This is a genomic window from Bartonella sp. B12(2025), from assembly GCF_053795135.1.
Map to the genome: position 1 here is coordinate 192,256 of NZ_CP200031.1, position 24,900 is coordinate 217,155.

General features: G+C 36.2%; 20 protein-coding genes, 1 tRNA gene and 4 pseudogenes. 16 read left to right on the top strand and 9 right to left on the bottom strand.

Features of this window, described 5'->3' with window-relative positions; translation table 11 throughout:
• Positions 1-259: 259 nt before the first annotated feature.
• The gene (locus V3564_RS00800; protein ID WP_455480968.1) at positions 260-1,348 is read right to left on the bottom strand and encodes a 2'-deoxycytidine 5'-triphosphate deaminase; all 1,089 of its coding nucleotides are present in this window, start codon (positions 1,346-1,348) and stop codon (positions 260-262) included.
• Between the two features lie 299 nt (positions 1,349-1,647).
• Here V3564_RS00800 and mutL point away from each other — a divergent pair, with 299 nt between their 5' ends.
• Together mutL and V3564_RS00810 are read left to right on the top strand one after the other, a co-directional pair.
• Positions 1,648-3,492, top strand: coding sequence for a DNA mismatch repair endonuclease MutL (gene mutL / locus V3564_RS00805; RefSeq protein ID WP_455480969.1), 1,845 nt, complete (start codon positions 1,648-1,650; stop codon positions 3,490-3,492).
• Positions 3,493-3,615: 123 nt separating this feature from the next.
• Positions 3,616-3,852, top strand: a complete 237-nt coding sequence (locus tag V3564_RS00810) for a DUF2093 domain-containing protein (RefSeq protein WP_455480970.1) — start codon at positions 3,616-3,618, stop codon at positions 3,850-3,852.
• A gap of 44 nt (positions 3,853-3,896) precedes the next feature.
• Here the strand turns inward: V3564_RS00810 and lpxK are convergent, their stop codons facing one another.
• From lpxK to V3564_RS00845, 7 genes are all read right to left on the bottom strand, one after another.
• Positions 3,897-4,916, bottom strand: a complete 1,020-nt coding sequence (gene lpxK / locus V3564_RS00815; protein WP_455480971.1) for a tetraacyldisaccharide 4'-kinase — start codon at positions 4,914-4,916, stop codon at positions 3,897-3,899.
• Positions 4,906-6,228 (bottom strand): lipid IV(A) 3-deoxy-D-manno-octulosonic acid transferase, encoded by a 1,323-nt coding sequence (gene waaA / locus V3564_RS00820; RefSeq protein ID WP_455480972.1) that lies wholly within the window; start codon positions 6,226-6,228, stop codon positions 4,906-4,908. The genes lpxK and waaA overlap by 11 nt, the downstream gene beginning before the upstream one ends.
• 813 nt (positions 6,229-7,041) lie before the next feature.
• Positions 7,042-7,287: a DUF4170 domain-containing protein gene (locus V3564_RS00825; RefSeq protein ID WP_455480973.1), complete on the bottom strand. Its 246-nt coding sequence runs from the start codon at positions 7,285-7,287 to the stop codon at positions 7,042-7,044.
• A gap of 45 nt (positions 7,288-7,332) precedes the next feature.
• The gene (locus V3564_RS00830) at positions 7,333-8,136 is read right to left on the bottom strand and encodes a 3'(2'),5'-bisphosphate nucleotidase CysQ (protein ID WP_455480974.1); all 804 of its coding nucleotides are present in this window, start codon (positions 8,134-8,136) and stop codon (positions 7,333-7,335) included.
• Positions 8,123-9,454 (bottom strand): TldD/PmbA family protein, encoded by a 1,332-nt coding sequence (locus V3564_RS00835; protein WP_455480975.1) that lies wholly within the window; start codon positions 9,452-9,454, stop codon positions 8,123-8,125. Before V3564_RS00835 ends, V3564_RS00830 begins: the two co-directional genes overlap by 14 nt.
• A gap of 1,973 nt (positions 9,455-11,427) precedes the next feature.
• Positions 11,428-11,500: transfer RNA gene (locus tag V3564_RS00840), tRNA-Thr, on the bottom strand.
• Between the two features lie 1,260 nt (positions 11,501-12,760).
• Positions 12,761-13,084 carry a hypothetical protein gene (locus V3564_RS00845; RefSeq protein ID WP_455480976.1) on the bottom strand — a complete coding sequence of 108 codons (324 nt, stop codon included), beginning with the start codon at positions 13,082-13,084 and terminating at the stop codon, positions 12,761-12,763.
• Between the two features lie 176 nt (positions 13,085-13,260).
• Between V3564_RS00845 and V3564_RS00850 the strand changes: the two genes are divergently transcribed.
• The 14 genes and pseudogenes from V3564_RS00850 (at position 13,261) to V3564_RS00915 (ending at position 22,501) form a co-directional block, all read left to right on the top strand.
• On the top strand, positions 13,261-14,685 hold the full coding sequence (locus tag V3564_RS00850; protein ID WP_455480977.1) for an amino acid permease: 1,425 nt from the start codon (positions 13,261-13,263) through the stop codon (positions 14,683-14,685).
• A gap of 41 nt (positions 14,686-14,726) precedes the next feature.
• The gene (locus V3564_RS00855; RefSeq protein WP_455480978.1) at positions 14,727-15,407 is read left to right on the top strand and encodes an energy-coupling factor ABC transporter ATP-binding protein; all 681 of its coding nucleotides are present in this window, start codon (positions 14,727-14,729) and stop codon (positions 15,405-15,407) included.
• Positions 15,404-16,015: an energy-coupling factor transporter transmembrane component T family protein gene (locus V3564_RS00860; RefSeq protein WP_455480979.1), complete on the top strand. Its 612-nt coding sequence runs from the start codon at positions 15,404-15,406 to the stop codon at positions 16,013-16,015. The genes V3564_RS00855 and V3564_RS00860 overlap by 4 nt, the downstream gene beginning before the upstream one ends.
• A gap of 33 nt (positions 16,016-16,048) precedes the next feature.
• Complete coding sequence (locus tag V3564_RS00865; RefSeq protein ID WP_455480980.1) at positions 16,049-16,603, top strand: biotin transporter BioY; 555 nt, start codon at positions 16,049-16,051, stop codon at positions 16,601-16,603.
• Positions 16,604-17,036: 433 nt separating this feature from the next.
• A complete protein-coding gene (locus V3564_RS00870) occupies positions 17,037-17,336 on the top strand; it encodes a hypothetical protein (protein ID WP_455480981.1) in 300 nt (99 codons plus the stop codon).
• 395 nt (positions 17,337-17,731) lie between these two features.
• Positions 17,732-18,677: pseudogene (locus V3564_RS00875) on the top strand (tyrosine-type recombinase/integrase); the annotation flags it as partial.
• Positions 18,678-19,284: 607 nt separating this feature from the next.
• Positions 19,285-19,473 (top strand): hypothetical protein, encoded by a 189-nt coding sequence (locus V3564_RS00880; protein ID WP_455480982.1) that lies wholly within the window; start codon positions 19,285-19,287, stop codon positions 19,471-19,473.
• A 396-nt stretch (positions 19,474-19,869) separates the two neighbouring features.
• Positions 19,870-19,995, top strand: a pseudogene (locus tag V3564_RS00885) (helix-turn-helix transcriptional regulator); the annotation flags it as partial.
• Positions 19,996-20,213: 218 nt separating this feature from the next.
• Entirely contained in the window at positions 20,214-20,387 is a 174-nt protein-coding gene (locus V3564_RS00890) for a hypothetical protein (RefSeq protein WP_455480983.1), read from the top strand.
• Positions 20,388-20,480: 93 nt separating this feature from the next.
• Positions 20,481-20,795, top strand: a pseudogene (locus V3564_RS00895) (DUF7146 domain-containing protein).
• A gap of 75 nt (positions 20,796-20,870) precedes the next feature.
• Positions 20,871-21,149, top strand: coding sequence for a type ISP restriction/modification enzyme (locus V3564_RS00900; RefSeq protein ID WP_455480984.1), 279 nt, complete (start codon positions 20,871-20,873; stop codon positions 21,147-21,149).
• Between the two features lie 124 nt (positions 21,150-21,273).
• Entirely contained in the window at positions 21,274-21,450 is a 177-nt protein-coding gene (locus V3564_RS00905) for a type ISP restriction/modification enzyme (protein WP_455481424.1), read from the top strand.
• Positions 21,451-21,673: 223 nt separating this feature from the next.
• The gene (locus tag V3564_RS00910; protein ID WP_455480985.1) at positions 21,674-21,811 is read left to right on the top strand and encodes a hypothetical protein; all 138 of its coding nucleotides are present in this window, start codon (positions 21,674-21,676) and stop codon (positions 21,809-21,811) included.
• A 177-nt stretch (positions 21,812-21,988) separates the two neighbouring features.
• A complete protein-coding gene (locus V3564_RS00915) occupies positions 21,989-22,501 on the top strand; it encodes a DUF805 domain-containing protein (protein WP_455480986.1) in 513 nt (170 codons plus the stop codon).
• 1,340 nt (positions 22,502-23,841) lie between these two features.
• Here the strand turns inward: V3564_RS00915 and V3564_RS00920 are convergent.
• Positions 23,842-24,884: pseudogene (locus V3564_RS00920) on the bottom strand (tyrosine-type recombinase/integrase).
• Positions 24,885-24,900: the final 16 nt, after the last annotated feature.

A 24,900-nucleotide genomic window follows, 5' to 3' on the forward strand; every position in this document is an offset into this window, starting at 1 on the left:
TAATGCTACATTAAAAGGTTTGTTATTATACTATCACTGAAAACGTACTTTTTTGTTTTTTAACGGTATTTTATATAAAATAAAACACATGAGATTTTCATTTAAATTTTTAAAAATGGAGCGAGTGCTGGCAATCAGTTTTGAATATTCAGTTTGAGAAACGAACAAACTAATGTTGTATTATATCCGTGAAAAACCGAAGCCTTTTTACTCAGATCTTCTTCCTGAAAACACTTTATAAAGTTCCGTTTTTTCAAAATCATTTAAAATGCTTAGATAATTTTAGTCCCTGTGCTTGATAATGTGATCCAGAATCGTGCCCATAAAGTGTTAACGGTCGATTAAGCATGTGTTCATACACGAGACGGCCAATAATTTGACCATGCTCCAAGATAAATGGAACTTCATGGCTACGCATTTCTAAAACTGCTCTTGCTCCTTTTCCACCCGCTTCTATATGTCCAAATCCGGGGTCAAAAAAACCCGCATAATGCACCCTAAACTCACCAACTAAAGGATCAAAAGGGGTCATTTCAGCTGCATAAAGTGGAGGGACATGGACAGCTTCTCGCGAAACTAAAATATAAAACTCATCAGGATCAAGAATCAATTCCCTTTGACCACGGTCAAAAAGAGGCTCCCAAAAATCTAGAACGTGAGCAACAGCATGTTTATCAATATCAATAACACTTGTATGACGTTTTCCACGATAGCCCACAAGTCCGTTTTCGTCTCCCTTCAAATTAATGGAGAGTCCAATACCACCCTCGCTAATATTAGGCAGATTATCCGATATCAACGTTTCATCCGTATGCAAAGCATGTAGTTCAATTTCATTTAAATAACTGAGTCCCTTGCGAAATCGAAGCTGAGACAAACGCGAACCGGTACGCACCAAAATTGGAAATGTCCGTGGGCTAATTTCAAGATAAAGTGGACCATGATAACCGGCACAAATTTTATCAAATTCTTGTGCATTATCCGTAATCACACGCGTAAAAATATCTAATCGTCCGGTAGAACTTTTAGGATTTGCAACTGCTGATAAAATTTCTGGTAAAGCCAAACTTTCCAAAAGGGGAACAACATAAACACAGCCTGTTTCTAAGACTGCTCCGTCCTGCAAATCAAATTCGTGCAACTTTAACCGTTCGAGTTTATCTAAAACTTTTACATTGGATCCTGGCATAAAAGAGGCACGTATACGATAGGCTTTGTTCCCTAAACGAAGATCAAGGCTTGCTGGCTGTATTTGGGCTGCATCAAATGACCAAAGAGCCTTGAGAATGTTATTATCAATCAAAGCTTGTATATCATTATCTGCCAAAATACCGCTTACACGCTTCATATGTTTTGCCTTCCATTTTTACTTCATTTCTTTTTTTGGCCCAGATGATTGATTGGTGCAAGCTGTTTTAGGCGATAAAAACGATTTCCTTCTGATTTTTTCAATCAATTTACTGTTGCAATTCATACCAGAATACCACAAACAACGAAATAGCACTTGGTACAACACTCTATTTAAAGTAAATAATATTTATTTCAGATAATACTTTTCACGTACTATCATTCTTGAATGTTGAACAAATAATGTTATCATGATTCAAAGCTTCTATAGAATCCGCAGGAATCTTGTTAGAATTTACCATGATCATACGCCATCTCAGCGAAAATATTATTAATCAAATTGCTGCCGGTGAAGTTATTGAGCGGCCAGCGAATGTTGTCAAAGAACTTGTCGAAAATGCTATTGATGCTGGAGCAACTCGAATTGAAATTGTTACAGCAAACGGTGGAAAAAGTTTTATAAAGGTGACTGATAATGGCTGTGGCATTCCGGAAGATCAGTTAACCTTAGCAGTTTCTCGCCATTGTACATCAAAAATTACTGACGACGTGCACAATATCTGCTTTCTTGGTTTTAGAGGAGAAGCCTTACCTTCTATTGGTTCTGTTGCTAAACTTAAATTAACTTCACGAACGCAAAATGTTGGTAGTGCTACTGAAATTATTGTTACAGCAGGAAAAATTGTTGGACCAAAACCGGCTGCTGCAAATCCTGGAACTATCGTTGAAGTTCGTGACCTTTTCTTTGTCACTCCAGCACGGTTAAAATTTATGAAAACTGACCGTGCTGAAACAAATGCTATTACCGATATGATTAAACGAATTGCTATTGCATTTCCGCATATCCGCTTTTCTCTTTCAGGTCCGGATAGAACTTCTATGGAATTACCTGCCACGGAAAATAACATCCAAGGGCAATTACAACGTATTACACAAATTATGGGTAAAGAGTTTGCTCCCAATAGTATCGCACTTAATGCTGAACGCGAATCAGTCCGTTTGACTGGATTTGCGTGTTTACCATCTTTCAACCGCACTAATAGTCTTCATCAATTTGCCTATGTTAATGGACGTCCAGTGCGTGATAAATTTCTCTGGGGGGCAATTCGAGGAGCCTATGCTGATGTTATGACTCGGGATCGTTACCCTGTATGCATTCTTTTTATCGATCTGGCACCCGCTTATGTTGATGTTAATGTGCACCCGACCAAAGCCGATGTACGATTCCGTGATCCTGGATTAATTCGTGGTTTAATTGTTGGAGCAATTCACGAAGCATTGCATCAGACTGGTGTTCGTCCTACTTCAACGTGTTCTAAAGCAATGCTTTCCGCATTTCAGACATCACAGTCATTGGGAAGTTTTAAAAACAGTTACCGATCTCTTTCGGACAGTTCACAGCACCATCACCTTGCAACAGCAGCTGCATCAATGATTCATAAACCATTGGATGCGACGAACTCTTTTAGTTTTAAAGAAGATGCGATTCCTCTTATAGAAGGTTTAGATACGCCAAGCGGTGATGCCTATATTCCAAGTACTGCACTTTCATCAGAAGAATTGCGTTATCCACTAGGAGCTGCTAGAGCACAAATACATAAAAACTACATTATCGCTCAAACCAAAGAAAGTTTGATAATTGTCGATCAACATGCAGCTCATGAAAGACTGGTTTATGAATCACTCAAGAATGCGCTTTATTCCAAACCGCTTCCTTCACAGTTGTTGCTTATCCCTGAAGTTGTAGAACTCTCTGAAGAAGATGCAACGTGTCTTTTAATGCACAAAGATGCTTTGCAGAAATTTGGCTTGGGAATAGAACCATTTGGACCTGGTGCAATCGTTGTGCGAGAAACGCCCTCTATGTTAGGAGAGATAAACGTACAAGCTCTCATTAAGGATCTCGCAGATGAAGCTGCTGAATATGATACAGCAGACAATTTAAAAGAAATGCTTGATTATGTTGCAGCAACTATGGCTTGTCACGGCTCAATACGGTCAGGGCGTCTTTTACGCCCTGAAGAAATGAATGCACTGTTACGACAAATAGAAGCAACACCTAATACAAGCACATGTAATCACGGTCGTCCTACCTATATTGAACTCAAATTGGCTGATATAGAGAGACTTTTTGGTAGAAAATGAGTTACTACTCACCATTTTGGCAGGGAAAAAATATTTTTTTAAATTCACCCTCGACTTTATAAGGCATCTTATGGCACTTTGCTTGAGTCATCTCTCATACAAACAAGAAGGGATTATTAAAGAATGTTTTCCAGTGATGAACACGAAGCAAAAATTCATTATTCCAATAATGGATATAAAATCATAGAATATGGAACCTATACCCTTTGCGCCGTCAGTGGACAAAAAATCCCTATAGATGATTTAAAATATTGGAATCATCACCGCCAAGAGGCGTATGCCAGTTGTGAAATTTCTTATCATCGCGAGCTTGAATGCAATCCGTATCTCAGCCAATTGTTAAAAGCACAGAAAAAATAACCAATTGAAAACTATAAATTCAGCTCTTTTTTCGAAAATGCAAATTAAAGGGGATGTTTGCGTTTTTTAAAACGAGTTATGACCTCCTCAAGCAGCATACGGCAAAAATCTTCTTGAGTGAAGTCAACTTTAACATCAAATACAATAAGATTTTTTAAGTCTTTTTGTACATCACGTGTCTGTATACGTGTATAATCCTTAGCAGTTGTAGCCAGCCATAAATTGTGCACTTTAGCCTTTTGTGCAAGATTTTTTAAATCCGTATCGGTAAAAAAATAGTGATCTGGATAAGAGTAGGTTTGCACAACATGACCAGACAATTCTTTAATCGATTGGAAAAATTTATCTGGATTGCCAATACCTGCAAATGCCAAAAATGATTTTCCTGCGACCTTATCAGATGCTAATGGTTTAAGATGAGCATGATACAAAGGTTTTCCAGTACGAGTGACAAGAAAAGCAATCTTCTCACGCGCATCCGAATGACCAATCAATAAAACACTGTCCATCAAAGAAAACTGTGTTTTTAACGGTACACGCAAAGGTCCTGCCGGAAAAACAGCTCCATTCCCAAAGCCGCGCATTGCATCTACAACGAGCAATGCATAATCCATATAAAGACGGCGGCTTTGAAATCCGTCATCCATTAAAATAAGATTACATCCCTCTTCTTTGAGCCGTTGTGCTGCCGCATGACGGTCAGCAGATACAGCAACAAAAGCGTGCCGTGCAAGTAAAAGTGCTTCATCTCCAACATCGTGGGCATTGTCACATTCCACATTTACAAGGTGTACTTCCTTAACTGTCCCACCATAACCACGTGATACAACACCAGGCACAAAACCAAGCTCTTTAGCCACTTTGGAAAAAGCAATGACAACAGGCGTTTTACCAGCACCACCACATGTAAAATTACCAATACACAAAACCGGAAGATCAATAACGGGAGGCCGCTTTGTTATACGGTAACTTGAAAAATAGCCATACACCAAAGAAATTGGAGCTAATAAAAAATGCAAAAAGCTTTTATCTTTCCACCAAAAACGAGGCGCACTAATATGCATATCCATCCCGATGCTGACTTAAACCTGTTTGTATCACGAGGGGTTGCAAAAATGGATCAAGAACTTTCAATGTGCGCTCAAGTGCACCTGCCATACTTGTTGCTACTTCATAGGCTTTATCGACCATTTCTTTCCGTAATGTTTCATTGGTTAAAAGCTTATACACCTGAATAGCAAGCTGTTTTGTATCTTGCACTATATATGCTGCATCATGCGTTAAAAATTGTTCAAACATTTCTTGAAAATTTGAGACATGAGGTCCCGTCAAGATAGCTGAACCAAGCAAAGCCAACTCCAATGGATTATGTCCACCGTTTCCACATAGTGATTTACCAATGAAAGTAACTTTCGATAAGCGAAGGAAAAGTCCCATTTCTCCAATTGTATCTCCCCACAAAATGTCTGTATTCATATCTGGAATAGCATTGCTGCTTCTGCGAATAAAATGCAAACTCTTATTGTCATATCTTTTGATAAGACTTTCTGAACGTTCAGGGTGACGGGGCACAATGATTGTCAACAAATCTGGCAAATAGTTTTTAAGAATCTTATGCACTTCAAAAGCAATCTGCTCTTCCCCTTCATGGGTTGAAACAGCTGCCCAAACAGGACGGTTTCCAATAGCATTACGGTAACGCGCAAATAATGCTTGATCTTCAATTAGAAAAACATCAGCCTTGAGATTACCAGAAAATGCAACAGACTTTACTCCAAGTGCGTGATAATAAGCGACATCTTTTTCATTCTGGCCAATAGCCATATCAATATGCTTAAAAATATGTTTGGCAAGAGCGCGCCGTTTTTGCCAAGCCTTAAAAGAACGTTCAGACATATGGGCATTAACCAAAATCTGTGGAATGCGCATTTTGGCAAGTTCCTTAATACGTAGAGGCCAAATTTCTGATTCACAAACCAGCACTAAATCAGGTTTCCAATGGCCGATAAAACGGCGTACTGCTAAGTCTAAATCTAACGGAGCATATTGATGAATTAACCGATTACCAAAATGCTTTTTTACGAGGGAAGAAGATGTTACAGTGCCAGTTGTTAATAATATATTGATTTTCAATGATAAAATATAATTAATGAGTGGGACAATGGCAAGCGTTTCTCCAACACTAGCCGCATGCAACCAAATTAACGGACTTGGAGGACGTACTTTATGGCTTTTACCTAAACGTTCTTTTTGGCGACCACGCTCTTCTTTTCCACGTACAGAACGGAGAAATAAATAAAAAGGTACCACAGGATGTAAGCAAAAGCCAATCATCCGATAGATTAAAAGAGCTGTACGTTCCTTTAGTTCTACCATTGAAAATCACCTCATTCACCTTTTTGAAATGCTTATAATTTACTTTTATTAAACGATTCATTAACTCTGTTCATTGCATTCATATTTCTTCTAGTGAAATATTATCCGTATTTTGGAAGATAAAAAACGCTTTCTTCATGAGAATGATTGTACAAGGACACAATTTTACTCTACATTTTTTCAAAAATCATTTCTCATAAAAGTGCATGTATACAAAGTATGATAGAAGGCAGGTAATAAGTTAGCTAATAAAATAATCTTTTTCCCAATTTTAGATGTTTTTCCACGTGAACTATCCGCAATCATAGTGTTTTTGCTAGATTTAAGAGTATTTTAAGCGTTAACAGTACCCACATTTATTCTCATTAATAAATGTGTTTTATCTCATCTCCCTGAGAACCGTGCATAAATGTAAGTCCCCATTTTAGTTTGCAAATTGCGTCTTTATTTTTGCATTCGCAGAACAAGAAAACATGGCAAAAACTTCTTCACATTGAGAATGAAGAAAAGATTCCATGGTATGTCACTCATGCAAAAAAGTGATAATAAATTGATTATAAATTTTCTGTACCTTCGGGACATTACTCTAAACTTTTCAAGTGCAGATTTGTCCAATAAAAAACGCAGACAATTCACTCATACAACAAAAAACTGTATAAACCATATCTTTATCGATGAATGCTTTCGCCAAAAGCGCTTTAAAGCACATCCCTTCCTTTTCTGAATTATTCTATTCACCCTGATATTACATTTAGAAAATGCAATCTCGTTGCACTTGGATAACTAAGAAAATGACGATCAAATATTCAAATTTTACTCTGCGTCGTTTGTTTCAGGGCAAAGAAGCTGATGCAAATCTACAATGTAATAACGTTGTAATGCGTTATCTACACTGCTTTGCGCTTTTGCCTGCCATGCTTCTTGAGCTGATTGGTAATCTGGAAAAATACCAACCACATCTAAATCATCAAGGTTCTTAAATTGGTCACTATTAAGATTTTTCAATTCCCCACCAAATACAAGGTGCAAGTATTGTCTTTTTTCGTTGGTTTCATTCATGTGTTTTTCCATATCATTCAGAGATTTCAGCGTGTTTTTATGTGATTAAACTAACTTTGCTTGACGAATAACATCTATCATATCTTGACAGCAATTATTTTTACCAGCAATTAACAGTCTACATTGATAAGGTTCAATTCCGTAAAATATACGATCTGCATCAAGTGACATAAGACATCCTCCGCATTCTTGTAAGATAAGGTCAGCAGCGGCAATATCCCATTCATGACAATTCGGACGTATCAACACGATATCGATCTCACCTTGGGCAACAAGAGCAATACGATATGCAAGAGAAGGAATATGACGGTAAAAACTAACCTTATCACAAAAACCATCCGGTAATTTTTTAGCGAACGACTTATCAAACGAAACTTTGTATTTTTTATTCACCTCAGATGTCAAAAGAGGAAGCTCTATACCATTTAATGTCGCCCCTCCACCAGCAATAGCTGCATAAACATCTCCTTGAGCTGGACATTGCACAACACCTACGATAGGACGCCCATTCTCAATAATAGCAATCGAAACACACCAATAGGTGCTACCTGATAGAAAGCCACGAGTTCCATCAATCGGATCAACCACAAAGTAGCGTTTATAAATCCCTTGTCCTCGCTCATCTTTTGTTTCTTCTGAAATCCATCCATAATTCGGACGCGCTTTAAGAAGCTTTTCCTTCAAAAAGTGATCAACTGCAAAATCTGCCTCACTGACCGGTGAATTGCCATCTTTGATCCAAACATCCAACGCACATCCAAAATACCTCATCGTTAAATCTCCTGCCTCTCGACAAACATCAAGCAGAAGATTTAGGTCGGAAGAATGGTGTGTGTTATTTTCCTGCAAGTGTCATTCCTTCAATTAACAATGTCGGAGCAGTTATACCATAGCGCCGATCAATATCGTTTGCAGGTGTTAAATGCGCTAACATGTGGAGCAAATCAGAACCCAGCGTTACTTCACTCACTGGATAAGCAATTTCACCATTTTCAATCCAAAAACCAGAAGCTCCACGACTGTACTGACCCGTAACAAAATCAATTCCATGTCCGAATAATTCTGTAACATAAAAACCACTTCGTAAATCTTTTATCATATCGTGAGGCGATATTAAACCCGGTTCAATAGCAAAATTGGTACTTGCCGGCTGAACCAATGATGCCGAACGCACGCCATGACCGTTGGTTTCAAGCCCCAATTCACGCGCTGAGGACGATGAAAGAAGCCAATTTTTTAAAATACCATTTTCAATAATATTTAATGTTTGCCCTTCTACTCCCTCTCCATCGAAAGGACGAGAAGCATTCCCACGCAATCGCAAAGGTTGATCTGTTACATTAACATCTGGTTTCATTACCGATTTTCCGAAGAGATTTTGTAAAAGGCTTGTTTTGCGAGCAACCAATGCTCCATTCACCATATGTGCGATATGCCCAGTAATTCCGCGAGCTGTACGTGGGGCAAAAATAACATCCACAACTCCCGTAGCAGCACGAACTGCTCCCAAACGTTGAACTGCCCTAACTCCTGCATTTCTACCCACAGTTTTTGCTGCTTCCAGATCAGAGAAATGTAAGGCAGTTGTATAATCATAATCCCGTTCCATTGCAGTACCCTCACCAGCAAGCGCACTGCAAGAACGTGAAAAACAACTGGAGTGATAGGCTCCACAAAAACCATCGCTGGTCACAAGAACAAATCCGCTCTGGCCATAAGCTGTCGCGGCTCCACCAGAATTGCTTACTCCTTTAACATCAAGAGCTGCTGCTTCCATTTTAAAAGCATCTTCTGTTAGAAAATGACTGTGCGGAACAAAATCATCAAAAAGATCGAGATTTTTAGGATGTGAAACTAAAGATTCTTTATCTGCCAATCCTTCGAACAAACTGTCAGGAGAAGCTTTTGCCATAGCAACAGCACGTTCTGCTAATTCTTGCGGATAAGCTGCTAAATTAGCAGAAACACTTGCTACTTTTTTGCCAACAAAAACCCTTAATGTAAAATCATTGCTCTCTGAAGTTTCTGTCGATTCGACTTTCCCAAAACGAACCGATACACTGGTAGAATGTGCACGAACAATAACAGCATCAGCAGCATCTGCCCCAGAACGCTTTGCCGCTTCAATTAACGAAGCGGCTTTATCAATCTGGTTTTTGTCAGTCATTATAGGCTCCTTAAAATATTTATTATTTACATTGATAAGAAATCTGACAAACTTATACAAATTAGAACGTAACTTTTGTATATTCATCAATAAAAATTATGCATCATTCATTGCATTTTTTTTCTTTAGCAAATCGGGAACCTTTCCTTTTAGCTTCTTTCAAAAAAATGCAACATGTCGTTAAATCTCTTTAACTTCAACCTTTCCAATTCGTTTCTGTTATTCCGTAAGTCAAACCCACACTTAATCAGACTGACGGAAGATCGTGCGATAACGTTTAATTTTAAGTTCAAAAACTGTAAAACAACTTAAACTACGTACATCTCTGCCACTGAGCACTAAATCAACATTCATGTTATCTTTCTCCTATAGCACTCTTTAATTTCTAAGAAAGCATAGAAAATGCCTCACTATAGTGCACTTCTTTGTGTTTATGAGCTTTCTCATTATGGGTGCAATCATCTTGTGAATGAAGCGAATTATAAACATAGCATAAAGATAACTTCTTTTCTTATGATTTTACTGAGATCAGCAGTCATAAATTTCTTTGACTCTGCATGCATGATGTTATCGCAGAATCTCTTGATTTATATCTGTCGAAAATACATTATGATTATGAAATTTTTTCGTGGTACTATCGGATTAAATGATAGCTTTTTATCTTTTCTCATGCGTAATAATTAATCGGTTGCTCTGTGATTAAGTAGGAGAAGCCCAATCAGCTTTCTCTATATCTATCCATCGAATTCAGTTTGGAAATAAGAGCATCTATCCAATTAATTTTGGAAGGCACATAGTTCATAATTTTTTAAACAGGTTAAGAGATATTTACCAGCAGCTAAACATCTTTGCGTGTAAGAAATCAATCGTTTTTTGAATAGATACATTTAATGGAAGCAGTCCAAATTTTATAGAGTAGATATTGCACTTTGTTTTACTATCTCGTGCCTTTCAAATTATACTTTCTAAAAAAGCCACAAAAAAATGTGCTTACTCCTCAAATATACACTGAAACTCTATTGTTTGAAGCATCTGCCCAGTATTCGTTTCTCATCGTAGGCAGGAAACGAAAATTTCTTTTTCTTTAGATGTTTTTCGAAGCGGTTCAGCCTGAGCGTGACAGATTTGAAAAAGCTAAATTCAGTTGTAAAAGTGCGTGAGCTCGAGAAATTACAGCTATCCAATGTCTTATTTTATATTCATTTTTTTACAAAGTAAGCAATATTTTTTACGCTAAGTGAAATATCTCTTTGTTAAGTTATCCAATAACAAAGATAGGCACTTCATACCGCTAAAGTTACAGATGCAAACGGATTAAATTAAATCTGTAAATTTATGATGAGTCGTTAATAAATACTGTATGGGAAAAAAAATTTAACTAAAAGAGGTCATAATACTTTTATTGAAGTGTGATTTCTCAATGAAGGAGATCACATAAATAGTTATTGAGTTAAAAGAAGACTTTAAGGTTACTAAAATCTTCCCAATAAACTACTATTCAGTGCACTATTTTCTAAAAGAGGCACATTCTTATTGTCGCAACCAATTGGTTCACACTATATTTGTTACATCCAAAAAGTATACGACATAGGAGGTTTTATGTGAGAGTAACCAAGACATGAGAAAATAATTTTACTTGGCATTAAAGCTCTTGATGAAAGGATAAAATTTTATCATTTTTTCAGTATCTTGCGCTAATAAATACAGCTTATATACTAGATGTAATTAGAGAGTATCACGCTAAAAATTACAGAAACAGTTTGAATGACAGCTTTTTAAATCCCTATAGGAATGGTTTTGAGGGATTACATCACATTCAAAACAAAATTTTTGATTTTTCTCTTTACAATAAGGTGGGTCTGCTAACAGTTTTGTATGACATATAGCAAGATTTAATTATGTGTCAAAAGATAGATTAGAAATAACTAAAGATGAACGATCTATTATTATGTTGATTTTAAAAGATTAGACGGTGCCGCATGCCGGGTTTGAACCAGCGACCCCATCATTACGAATGATGTGCTCTACCAACTGAGCTAATGCGGCATAGGCTTGTACATTAATTAGACAAAAGTACGCACAAAAGCAAGTATCCATTTTTTCGATAACTTATAAGATGCGGTAATTATTGAAGTAGAGGAAGGGGTGCAAAGGTTAGGAGAAAAATAGTATTTTTTGATCTTGATGTTGTAAAATACTTTCTAATTTACGGTCGCGTTCAAACTTAAGTTGGTATGAAAAGCATGTTTTTTGTAGGAAATGATGTCAGGATATCCTCGTAAAAATAAAAATATCTACTGCTTTTATGGAAGGAAGAAATTTGTTGAACAAATGATTGGGGAGATAAAAGATACCATCAACCTTTATAATGTGAAGATAAGGTTAGTGAAATTGGTAGAAAGGTTACTCCTCATTTCTATAGGGAATGGGAATAAATGGCGATTTAATAAAATTAAACACGTTTTTCTGTTTAAGATGGATTAAAAACCATATCGTAAAAATAGGCTGATAGAATTAGAAGTGGAGTCAGCTTACAAAAAAGCTTATTGACGAATTTTCTTATGTAGTAACTAATTGATGGAAAAATTTGAATGAGATATCTAAAAAATTTAATATTTAAACGCGGCGATTTTCAGATTTAGAAAACGGAGTGTTTCTGAAGCTCTTGTTTCATCATCTTCTCATCAATAGGGGTGGGATGTTAGATATTTTTTTGAAGCTCTCAAATTTTTCCAGTAATAGCCTCTTGATTTTTTCAAGATATGATGGGTAGCAGGCTGGAATGGTGTGAAGTTTTTTTATCACAATTGTAGTTGTTTACCACCAAGTTTTTAATGCGTTTTACTAGGCATGTGGGGCGACTTTTACAAGTTTTAGAATCTTCTTCATTATGTCAAGAAATTGCAGTCTTATAAAGAGTGCTGATTATTATTAGGACGTATTTTCTGTGTGCGATCCATGGTGCTGAAAAATAGAGAAAGCTTTTTAGAGGGGATAAATTAGCGATCATAGGCAATTTTAGTTATTTCAGCATATCTGTGTTTTTCTCTGTACAAACTTTTTTATAGATGGAATGAGAGATAAAATTTAGCAGCTCATTGCTTGCAATTGGTGGAAATGAGTTGATACCATAGTTTTATCTATAACAATCATGAGCTGATGTATATGTTAATAATAAGGCTCTTTTAATCTGCTCCTATTACAAAATGACTCTCAGCTATCTTGATAGGATGAAGCCCTTTAAGGTGTATTGGTTGTAGGGTACAATGGGCGCTAGAAGAGTCTTTTTAATATCAAATGTATTCTTCATTTTGTATACAAAATTTTCTGAAAAGGTTTTTGTTTTTCTTGATTCAATATGCAAAATGCTATTGCTAAAGCACCGAAGATGAACCATGCTGGTAAACAAGTGAGAGTAATGCAAATTGAGGACAGGAAGGTTGGTATGATATTATGTATAGACTGGTTAAGGCCATAGATATCTGTTTTCAGAAGGTTTGCTAACATTTTATTTAAGGGGGTTGTCGTCCAATATGATGTACTCACAGAGTGTGCACTATCAATGACTAATAGTATAATCGTTAGTGTAACGAAAATGAAAGCCATTAATTTGAGTAGAGGACGGAGCATATTTTTTCCTTTAATTTAAATGGAACATTCGCATAATGCACGGAAGAACAAGGAGTTGCATTATGACAAGAAAATAAGTCGATGTTCATTTTTATTTTTTTGAAAAATATGCATAAAAATCATGATTGTTTTATCTCGATAAAAGTTTAGGTTGAACTCAACAAAAGAAATGAGGAATGATGTTTGAGAAAAAGCACAATGAATTGAAGCGTAACCTTAAAAATCGTCACGTTCAAATGATTGCTTTAGGAGGAGCTATTGGAACGGGTCTTTTCTATGGATCAACAGAGTCTATAAAATTAGCTGGTCCTTCAATCATTTTAGCTTATCTTTTTGGGGGGCTTATTATCTATTTTATTATGCGGATGCTTGGTGAAATGTCTGTAGAAGAACCTACCTCAGGTGCTTTTAGTTTTGTTGCTTATAAATATTGGGGATGCCTTGCCAGTTTTATAACAGGTTGGAATTATTGGCTTCTTTATATTCTTGTGAGCATGACTGAACTTACAGTGATCGGATTTTATCTTGATCATTGGATTTTGATTGAACATTGGAAGTCATCCTTTATTGTTCTTTTATTTATTACATCAGTTAATTTGTTGAATGTTCGTTTTTATGGAGAATTTGAATTTAGTTGTGCCTTAATCAAAGTTGCTGCTGTTATTGGTATGATTATTTTTGGGATTTTTCTCATTGCAACTGGAACCAATGGTGCAAGTGTTCAGCACCTTTGGGCTCATGGCGGTTTTTTTCCTTATGGGATAATGGGGTTTATCCTGGCTACTTCTATAGTAATGTTTTCTTTTGGTGGAACAGAGCTTATTAGTATTACCGCTGGAGAGACATCTAATCCACAAAAAACAATTCCAACGGCTATTCGTCAAGTTATGTGGAGGATTATCATTTTTTATGTTGGTTCTATTGGTGTTATTATGATGATAAGTCCATGGAATATGATCGGGAAAAATGGTAGTCCTTTTGTTACAATTTTTGAAACCGTAGGAATTCCTGCGGCGGGTCATATTTTAAATTTTGTGGTTATTATGGCTGCCATTTCTGTTTACAATAGTGGCATTTATTCCAATGGTCGTATGCTTTATAGTTTAGCTATACAAAAAAATGCACCACATATTTTTAGTAAACTGAATGCTGCTCACGTTCCTTATGTTGCTATCCTTTTTTCATCATTCTGTACCGCGACAATTATCATTGTTAATGTTCTTGTTCCAGACAATAGTTTTATGCGGATGATGGCGACTGCAACTGCAGCAGTGGTTGTTATTTGGGCTATTATTGTTATTGTTCATTTGAAATTTAGAAGAGCACATAAAGACAAAAAAGGGTTGTTTATTTATGCGTTTAGTTTATATCCTTATGCTAACTATCTTTGTCTTTGCTTTCTCGCTTTATTGTTTTGTATTATGTTTTTAAGCGGCTTTGGAAAAAATGGATTAATGGTTCAATTTTTCAATATAATAGGGATCAGAACGTCCTTTATTGAATTGTATGTCCCTGTGGAGATGCCTGATATGAGTTTGGCCGTTATTATCATGCCTGTATGGTGCTTACTTTTGCTTTTTTGCTATAAACTTAAGCGATAGGTGGTAGACGAAGTAATAAAGGGGATTGATTGGAATAACTTTTGGGAAGCATAAAGTTTGATAAGGTGACACAAGTCTTCGGTGATTTGTGTGTTTTAAGAGATATTACTGTAGAGCTTACTGAAAGGCGAATTGCAGTTATTGGTGCGAATGGTTCTGGAAAAAGTACATTCGCTCGTCTTATCAATGGGCTACAATTACCATCAAAGGGTTCTGTGAGTGTTGATGGTCTTGATACAAAGCGTGATGCTAAGGCAGTAAAGCGTAAAATAGGGTTTGTTTTTCAAAATCCTGATAATCAAATTGTTCTGCCATTAGTAGAAGAAGATTTATCATTTGGTCTCAAAAATTTAAAACTTAGTAAGGGTGAAATTAAGGAGCGTGTGGATGAAATCTTACAGCGCTACGATCTTCAAAATTTTAGAAATCATGCGGTTCATTTATTAAGTGGTGGGCAAAAGCAATTACTTGCCATTTCGGGTGTTGTGGTAATGAACCCAGACTATATTATTTTTGATGAGCCGACAACATTACTTGATTTGCAAAATAAGCGTCGTATTACACGAGTTATAGAAGAGTTATCACAAACGGCAATTGTTGTATCACATGATCTGGAACTTTTGAAAAAGTTTGATAGAGTGTTAGTTTTTGATAAGGGGAAGATAGTTGTTGACGATATACCTTTTGTTGCGATCAAAGAATACATCAGGAGAATGTCGTGATCGGTTTATATCTGCCCCGGGATACATTTGTGCATAGGCTTAGACCGGGAATTAAGCTGTTATCCCTCATTGTATGTGCAACAGTTCTATTCACGGTGTCATCGATATTGATCCTTTTACTCTTTCTATTGTTCGTGGCTTTACTGTATAGAATTTCTAAGATTCCTCTCGATAATATTTTAAAACAGCTTAAATCAATGGGGCTATTTTTAGTTCTTATATTTGTTTTTCAAGTTGCTTTTAAAGGTTGGCTTACAGGTTTTGAGATTATATTGCGTCTTATTTCTCTTGTTTTTTTGGCATCACTTGTTTCTTTAACGACTAAAGTTTCAGATATGGTGAGTGCAATTGAAACATGGCTTCAGCCATTGCGACACTTGGGTCTAAATTCATCAAAATTTAGTATGGTTTTATCTATGGCAATTAGATTTATTCCAGTTATTGCTGAAAAGTTTAATGAGGTGCGTGAAGCACAGCAAGCGCGTGGATTTTATACTAACATTTTTGCTTTTGCGATGCCGTTAATTATACGAACGATAAGAATGGCTTCAGAGGTTGCTGAAGCGTTAGATGCACGTTCTTACGATGCTGATGATAAAGTCCAATGACGGTAAAAATATCTACGATGAAGGAATGATTTAATGAATACAAAAGATTTGACCTATATTGCTTTATTTGCGGCTATTTATGCAATTTTGGGACTTTTCCCTCCTATTTTTCTTCCTATTTTTCTTGGGTTACCTATTACAGCTCAATCTATGGGGCCGATGTTAGCAGGGTCTATACTTGGAGCAAAAAGAGGAGCACTAGCATCGCTTCTTTTTCTAGTGCTTGTTGCTATTGGATTTCCTCTATTGGCTGGTGGACGCGGAGGTATCGGGGTTTTTTTAGGAGTTGGAGGTGGCTATATGATTGGTTATCCAGTCGCTGCATTTTTTATTGGTTTTATGGTCGAATTGCTTTGGCGGCGGTTAAATTTTATTACATTGTTTGTGATAAATGCTGTTGGTGGCATTGGGATTGTCTATTCCTTTGGAATACCATGGACGGCGTATATTGCACAGGTTCCTTTTCTGACAGCTTTAACGAGTTCATTAGGTTTTTTGATTGGTGGTTTTCTGAAAGTATTGATTGCATCTTTTGTAGCACTCACAGTGAAAAAATCCATCCCTCTCATTTCGTCAAAGGAAGGGTAGTTCTTACTTTGAATGAGATTTTGTGTTGTAATATACTTGGAGGTAAAACAGAAATAAAATGACAATATTATAAAGTTCCCTGTTTATTTATTTGCTAGTTTAATGAAGGGATATGTAGGATAAAAGAATCATAGAGTATATTATTTAAGTGATTATTTTATTTATTCTTTATTGTAATTATTATGGTCGTTGATAAATTATATGATATATAAAATACATATTGTAGTTAATATTACTTTCTGTGAAAAAAATCTTAGTTTATTAACAAAATTACGGATTTTATTAATAATATTTTTTAATAAATCTTGAAATATTTTTATTATTATGTTATATGTAAAATACATAATAATAATTACTATTAATACACTACATGCTTTTGTTGGATAATGTAATATATAAGTTATAAATGGTATGATATATTATAGGTAAAGCTATGGCTATAAGATATTTTTTTGCTATATGTATTGTTTTTTTAAGTTTTTCTTCTGTTGTGAGAGCATCGGATCATGCGGTCATTCAAGGAGAAAAGTCTGTTATTACTGCTTTTAGAACAGATTTGTTTTTTAATAAGCAGGCTGGTGTTTTATTGAATAAAGTTGTTATACCCACTCTTCCAGGGGATCAGGGTGTATTTTGGAAAAATGTATCGTTAATGTTACAGAAAGCAAGACGTGTGTATGCTGCTTTAGGACAGTATTTATACGTTTCCATATTCTCCATATTTAGTCGTTAGGGTGAGAGAATACGTTAATACATTTTTTAGCTTAGTTTTTACATTAAAGCCATGAAATGTGCTTTAAGAGATGGTTAAAAAAGGACTTTGAAAAGAAGTCTTCATTTGTAATAGCCTGAGAGGCAAGTGTAAAAATCTTGTTCTCTTGCTTTTATTGACGCACTCCTTACCTTAAAAATGTTTATAAAAATAATTAGATTGTTCGTGATAAAAGAAGATGCGGTGCTAAGATGCTACAACCTATTGATTTATCATCATAAATAATCATTTTTATGCTGTCTTGAAGCATTTGATCTTGCAGTATTTGTTATTTTGTTCTTTATGACAACAATCATCAAGCATTATTTAATCGCAGTCCAAAAGGTGGATCCATGGGTGGATTGACCGTAGGGGCTATGAACTGTTTAAGTGCCAGAGCAGTAGCAACATTGGGTGTTGGCAAATATAATGATGGTGCCGATTTTTGGTTGCATAAGCGTGAAGATGGTGGAGCTCAATGAGTCTTGCACTACACTATTCATGGGCGGCGTCAAAAAATGGGATTAGGAGCCTGCAAGGATATATCCTTAAAACAGGTGCACCAGTTAGCTGAACAGTGGTGCGGTGTCGTTTACAGGTCGTGACTCCATCAAAGAGCGTGAAAAGTTGCAACGTGAAGCTGCTCACAATCTTTGTTTGCTAAAAGATATCGCTCTTGATGCTTTTGAAAGCCGTAAGAATGAATTAAGGGATATGGCAAAGTTGGGTGCTGGTTTATACCTCTAAAATTTCATATTTTGCCAAAGTTAGGGAAAGCGCCCGTTTCAGAGATTGAGCAAACTGACATCCGTGGCACATGAGAGCCCGTTTGGCATACAAAAGCTGAACGGCGAGAAAGGCAATGAACCGCCTTGATATTTGCTGAAAATATACTGCTGCTCTAGGGTTGAATGTTGATTTACAAGCCACAGATAAGGCAACGAGTATTGCTAGGAAAACAGCGCTATAAGGTTAAAAACATACCGGCAATGAATTGGCGAAATGTACCGAGTTTTTACAAAACACTCAGTGAATCAACAGCAACACATTTAGCTTTACGTCTTCTTATTCTGACCAATGTTCATTTGGAGCCTTTGCGTTTTATTCATGAAAACCAGATTGATGGTCATATCTGGACAATCACCGCTAAAGGCATGAAAGATAGACGTGACACCACAACAGATTTTAGGGTGTTCTTTTTTATCCAATGAAGCGGTGAATGTCACTGAGCAGGCTCGTTCTCTTTCTCATGACAGTTTTCTTTTTCTTGGTATTAGTCGTAGTATTATTTTAGATATGTCTATGTCAAAATATATGAAACGTGCTGAGCATTGCACGTTACGGGGAAAAATAGTTAAATTTTGCAGATAAAAAATGGCATTATATATGAACCTTGATACAGATGTGAAAGATTTTTTTGTGTCAAGATCGTGTTGAATTACAAACACAGCCCTATTGATAATTGGAATAAGCCCAGTAAAGTGCAAACCTTTAATTAAAAAATATTCAGGAGAATATACGGTTGTTTATAAGGACAGAATCTATCTATCATCGTTACTAGGTGTATAGTGGAGGAATGCCGGAGCGTGTCCTATAAAGACGGGTCTGCGTGGTTTGCACTGCGTCTGATAACAAAGAAATTCCGGGCAGTTTATGACTGCTTGATCCGATGTGCAAAAGCGGAAATACTAAGAGTGCAATATATGGAGTATACTCCTTTGAGTTATCCAATTGTAAACGAGCACTCTCTTGCCAATATTGAAGATTTGCGAGAATGGCTTTCATTGCCGTCCACGAAAAAATTGTTTTTATTACGTGGTATAACATCATCTAAATTTTTATTGTTCAATATTGATGTTCATGAAACGGAAAGATATGAATTTATGAATAAAGATCATAACGTTATACTCCAAAACTTGCTTTGGCTGTTGTGGCATGGGAGAATGTAACTGAGCCTTTTTATCATCCAGAAAAACCTGATGATAATGTGTCTATTAAACGAACAATTCAAAAGAGGATGATTGAAAATGCTGCTCAATATAACGTAAAGAATAGGAGAAATTTTCCGTCAAAAGAGGTTCTCGAGCGATTAGCGTCTATCCGTCAATTGGAAGCCTGAAGAAGGGGCAACGGAAAAAGCCAAGTGCTCTTATCAAAAAATAACGAACAATAGGGCTGCAATTCCGATTTAGGAGAGGTTATCTTTAACCTCTCCTAGATTTTAACTTATTGTTTATTTCACATTTTCTATCTTTATTTTGTCCAAAAAAACAAGTTAGGGTAATTTTTCCTAGGTTTTTCTTTTTGTTTGCAATCAGCACCCATTTTTGTCTCATAAAACAGTTTTTCACAATTTTTTGTTTTTATTTTAAATGAGAAAACATTAATCTAAGGGAGATTTAAGCTCATTTCTCCCTCTATTTTTCTTCGTTTTTTCGTCATCTTTGGTGGAATTCCAAAGTACACGTTTTGAGTCCAAAGTTCATTTATCTATTGGAGATTAAATACGACAAATATTCATGATCCGCTTTTAGAGTGTTATGAGAGTGCAAAAATCTTGCAAATAAGCGTGCCCACATTTTGGCGGCGTGTTGCAAATGGAACAGTGCTAAGACCTTTGAAAATAGGCGCACTTTCACGCTGACAAAAATCTGACATATAACTGTCATCGAAAAAGCAAAGGAGCAGCAACATACATTCAACGGATGAAGAAAAAAACCTGCTACGTATGAATGGACAAGATTCTTCTATCTTTCACTAATTATAGAGTAGCATAACCGGTTCTGTGGCATAATGCTATAAGGATAAAATTCATGTATCGTTATAGTCATAGTGTTCAACACATAATATATCAAGTAAATGGCACATGAGCATGGTCATGATGAATTTGCTCGCTGTCCAGTACATGATGATAGGAATCCTAGCTTATCCCTTTCTGATAGTGATGATGGGCGATTGCTGTTATGTTGTCATGCTGGGTGTCCATTTTCAGAGATCATAAGAATCCTTCAAGCAAAAGGGCTTAAAAGGTAGAATGAATCTACTGAGATGATATGAGGTTTCGAAGGGTAAAAGCTATAATCACAATTTCTATTTCCCAGAAAAAATGATGAGCTGCTTTCATGTATGGATGATAAAACAGCGAAGAAGCGATCTGAAAGAGCACAAGATGTTTGGAAACAAGCTCATCTAATAGAGAATAGTTTAGCGGAAACTTATTTGTGCAAGCGTGGGATTGCTTGTGTTTTATTGCAGAGCTTACGCTTTCATGAGTATTGTCCTCATCTCTCTGGTATTGTTCTTCCTACGATGATTTCCCTTGTAGAAGGTGGGTAATCCTTTGCTATTCATAGAACTTATCTGTGTGAAAATGGCACTAAAGCTGATCTTGAACCACAGAAGGCGATGCTGGGATCTGCTATAGGTGGAGCAGTTCGTTAAAATGAACATGATGGACAGCATTACGTCATTTGTGAAAGGATAAAAACTGGCCTTGCGCTGGTTTTGGTCTTCTCCATGAGCTTGTTGATCTTCTGGCAATTCTTTTTACGAGTGGGATGGCCGTTCATAAAAAATATGTTGTATTTTGATAGAAACTTTAATAACAGCCAACATCGAATGCCTAAGATATTCTCTGATAAACAGTGTAAAAATTTGGTTATTGTCGTTAGAGGGAGTGATAAAAGAGAAAATTTTTCGTCGTTGATTGTCGATACAATTTCTGATTATTCATTTAGTTCATCTGGAAATTATTTCCCATTGTATCTTTATGAGAAAGTAGATTCTTCTGGGTAATTGTCATTAGAATCAGATAATATTGCACAATATCGATGAAGAGACGTAATTACTGATAAGGTTTTGACTCATTTTCAAGTAGCTTATCCAGGAGAGAAGATAAGCAAAGAAGATATCTTTTATTATATATGGTTTGTTACATAGTGAAGGATATCGGGAGTATTATGCCGATAACCGAATCAAACAGTTGCTACGGATTTCACGTGTAAAGAGTTTTGATGATTTTACTACTTTTACTCAAGCGGATCGCGATCTAACAGCGCTTCATCTGAATTATGAAACTATATCTCTTTTTTTATGAGCTTCTTAGAAGATCTGGAGTTAATAAACCAAAAAGTTATTGATGGGAATGATGAAGACTTTCATGTTGATGAAATACAATTTTCTGAGAAAAAGAAGCCAAAAAGTAAGGAGAAGTTTACGATAAAAGCATTCTCATTTACGATGATAAGACCACGATTGAGAATATCTCTGAGAAAGTCTACGAGTACGTTGTCACTGGAAGGTCTTCTTTGTAATGGGGTATGACATATCAAGCTGCCAAATCGAATAATAAGAAGGAGAATAAATCTGGGATTATAAATGATGTGAATGATTGGACTATTGAGGTTATAGGCAATACACGTTATCCACTCGAACTATCCTACGGATTATCACGGTAAGTTTAGAAATCTGTAAGATTGTGAAAAATCTGCCTAAATTAGATATAAAAGAAGAGTATGTGGACAAAGAAACTCCATTAAAGATGGATATCTAAAATAGATATCTTCTTTATCGTTAAATTTTAAAGATGTGTGAAAGAGGGTGATAGATAAGTTGTTGAAATATAGGAGAGTAAGGTGCAAGAATTGAAGTGGTACAGCGGATTTAGATGGGTTTATTATGGGCTAAAACGTTCATTTAACTGGAGAGAACGTGCAACACGTGCTGAGTATGCTTGGATTTTACTCACATCGCGTATTATTGCATCACCTATCTGGTTTTTTGCGAAACAGCCTAAAATATTTGCGTTTATACTTCCTGAACCGAATGTTGGTTTCACAGTTTTGTTGCATGTGATTTATCATGTATTACTGATACCGGAGCTTTCTGTTTCAGTGAGACGATTACACGATTTAGGTCATTCAGGTTTTTGGCTGATTCCTGTTTATGCACCTTGGTTGGCAATGGGGTTTATAGGTGATCTCATGGAGATGAGCGAATCTTTAGCTTACCTAATGAAGAGCATCTTTTTTGATCTTTTTTTTATGTTGGTGATATGTTCTAGAATTGCTTTGTCTCTTTATCTTCTTTTCAAAAATGGAAAGCATATAGGTCACAAATATGGAATAGATCCAGTGAATAGAGTATGAACAATAAACAGAGTGCTAAACACTTGCTGTTTTATTTTTTGAGTGCGTTAGCATATTGCAATCATTTCTCATGGAGGAGGAACCCACCAATATTGAGGTTCACTGATTTTTTTAACTTTATATTGCCTTAGATTCCCAGAGACTTAGTAAGTGAGCGATGTTTCACTATAAAGTGAGATGGATAAACTCAAGAGAAATAAGGAGCAATTCTGAGTAAAGAGTTGTCCAAAAATTTTCGAAATATTCTAAAATAAGAATTCTCAAAACTATTTACGCATGGGATTTGAAGGTTTTGAGAGTTCGTATTACTGTTTTAGAAGATAAATTCGTCAAATGCCTTGCTCACAGGATGAGGTTAGGTACCAGCTTTTCGCTCAGCAACCTCACTTAATAAAAGATGAGTGCGACTAATTGAGAGTGCTTGTTTGTCTAGGAACATCATATGAGACATTGTTTCAAGACCATTGTATATCTCAGATGCACGTAGAACTTTACGCGTACATTATATCGTGTCTTATCTCAGCAATCTGCTTTTTCCTGTGAAAGGTTGGTGGAGATTTTAGAAATTCTTCTACATGTTTGAATATTTCTGGCTCAGAGTACATTGCGTTGATTGCCCAATGAAAATCTTTTTCTTTTCAACCAAATTCTTTATGCAACGTTTTCCCATATCACTATGCAGCACATCTCCCATGTATTTGTACATAACAACAAATATATGGCGGTTGTCTGCAAAGTTAAAATAACAAATTGCTCGTTATAATTTTGAGTTTCTGCTAACCATCTTGCTTGAATCAGCTTCTTTTCATGTTCTCCCAGCGCATATAATTTTTTTACATATTGCTGATAATTTATCCTATATTTATCTACAGGATTTGCAGGAACTTTGCGGGCTATAGCACGAACATTTTCTGCTCCGATAAGTAGTCATAGTTAGTAACAGAAAAACCATAATTTCGAACGCGTTCGTTGCAGATTTGTGTGATATTCGTCCATTATTACACTCTTTGTAGTAAAAATTTATGTCAAATTGCTATACATGAAGAATTTTTACTGATTTGGTTTGCTCAAAAATCACTGTCCGTTTTAAGATTCCTGAAGAGAATACCTTCCAGATTTTTACGCAACAAATTTTCTAAACATATGCATTTTGATCGTGCGATAAAAAGGGGACTGTTAGGTGGATTAAAAAAGAGTAAAAACAGCTAACATATTGATTACATTGTATTATTCAAAATAAAATGGTGCTCAGACACGGCGATATTTTATAATAAATTCAATATGTTAATTCAATATGGGGGAATCTTTCGATTGTTGATTCTATTGAATTTTTTAGAGTTCTATCCCTCATGTTTTTGTAGCTTTTTTATCGCTTCGAGAGAAAGTTTTCTGCGGTCAGCGCTTTTGGTGTAAAGAGATGCCATTTTATCTTCTGTTCAGCCAAAAAGTGCTTTGAGTTGCGATACTGTTGCACCTGAATTAGCCGCACGTGTTGCTGCTAATTTTCTCAATCCATGTGCTGACTTTTTTATTCCTGCTGCGTTACAAGCATCTCTAAACAAATTACCAAAGCTTTCCTTAATTAGTTTCTTACCTTCTTTTCCACAAATGAATGTTTCATCTCCGATAGGACCAATTTCAAGTGTTGCGGCCAGTTCTGGTAAAATGGGAAGAAAGACATCTGTTTGGAATTTACTCTTCTCTGTTTTTAGATGGATAGTATTATCTTTTACGTCTTTCCAGCCAATTCGTATTGCATCACCACGACGCAAGCCGGTATAAAGAAGAACATCAATCCAGACGCGTTCATGCGTACCGATAGACCATCGTTGATAATATTTCTCAACATCTTCTTCTGTCCAAGCGGGAAACCCATCCTTGTTTTTCAAAGGGGGTCTCTTTACCCTGAAAGCTGGATTATTTTCTAGAAGATTTTGATCGATTGCCCATTTAAAAAGCCCGTTCAGTGCTTTTAGAAAGTTTCTCGCAGTTTCTGGTGTTTTTTTGCGTCGTTCAACACCAGCTATGATATGCGTGTTTTTAATTTCTCTGTATGGAATATTTCCTATGGCATCGCACACCTTCTAAGAATGAAGTTCTCTTTGTCTTTTGTAGCTTTAGCTAGGCTGTGCCAATTGACGCTGTTAAAATATTGTTTGAGAAGCCATGCAAAGGAACTTTCAATAAGTTTTCCTGGTTTGGATTTAGGAAGTATGAGCCCTTGTGATTGGGCTAGGGCGCTTTTATAGTTGTCAACAAATTCTTGCGTTCCATAAATCCCGTGGATTCTAATTCGTTGCCCATGACCAATACGCACATACCATATAGTTTTGCCATGGCGTGTAATTTCTTTAACAAGATGAGGAGGGCGTGGCTTTGGCATAGCAGCTTCACATCTT

Coding starts and splice junctions, on each gene's coding strand:
- V3564_RS00800 (WP_455480968.1), bottom strand. CDS start 1,348: ATGAAGCGTGTAAGCGGTATTTTGGCAGATAATGATATACAAGCTTTG.
- mutL (WP_455480969.1), top strand. CDS start 1,648: ATGATCATACGCCATCTCAGCGAAAATATTATTAATCAAATTGCTGCC.
- V3564_RS00810 (WP_455480970.1), top strand. CDS start 3,616: ATGTTTTCCAGTGATGAACACGAAGCAAAAATTCATTATTCCAATAAT.
- lpxK (WP_455480971.1), bottom strand. CDS start 4,916: ATGCATATTAGTGCGCCTCGTTTTTGGTGGAAAGATAAAAGCTTTTTG.
- waaA (WP_455480972.1), bottom strand. CDS start 6,228: ATGGTAGAACTAAAGGAACGTACAGCTCTTTTAATCTATCGGATGATT.
- V3564_RS00825 (WP_455480973.1), bottom strand. CDS start 7,287: ATGAATGAAACCAACGAAAAAAGACAATACTTGCACCTTGTATTTGGT.
- V3564_RS00835 (WP_455480975.1), bottom strand. CDS start 9,454: ATGACTGACAAAAACCAGATTGATAAAGCCGCTTCGTTAATTGAAGCG.
- V3564_RS00845 (WP_455480976.1), bottom strand. CDS start 13,084: ATGCTCCGTCCTCTACTCAAATTAATGGCTTTCATTTTCGTTACACTA.
- V3564_RS00850 (WP_455480977.1), top strand. CDS start 13,261: ATGATGTTTGAGAAAAAGCACAATGAATTGAAGCGTAACCTTAAAAAT.
- V3564_RS00865 (WP_455480980.1), top strand. CDS start 16,049: ATGAATACAAAAGATTTGACCTATATTGCTTTATTTGCGGCTATTTAT.
- V3564_RS00870 (WP_455480981.1), top strand. CDS start 17,037: ATGGCTATAAGATATTTTTTTGCTATATGTATTGTTTTTTTAAGTTTT.
- V3564_RS00890 (WP_455480983.1), top strand. CDS start 20,214: ATGGCACATGAGCATGGTCATGATGAATTTGCTCGCTGTCCAGTACAT.
- V3564_RS00900 (WP_455480984.1), top strand. CDS start 20,871: ATGAGCTTGTTGATCTTCTGGCAATTCTTTTTACGAGTGGGATGGCCG.
- V3564_RS00910 (WP_455480985.1), top strand. CDS start 21,674: ATGACATATCAAGCTGCCAAATCGAATAATAAGAAGGAGAATAAATCT.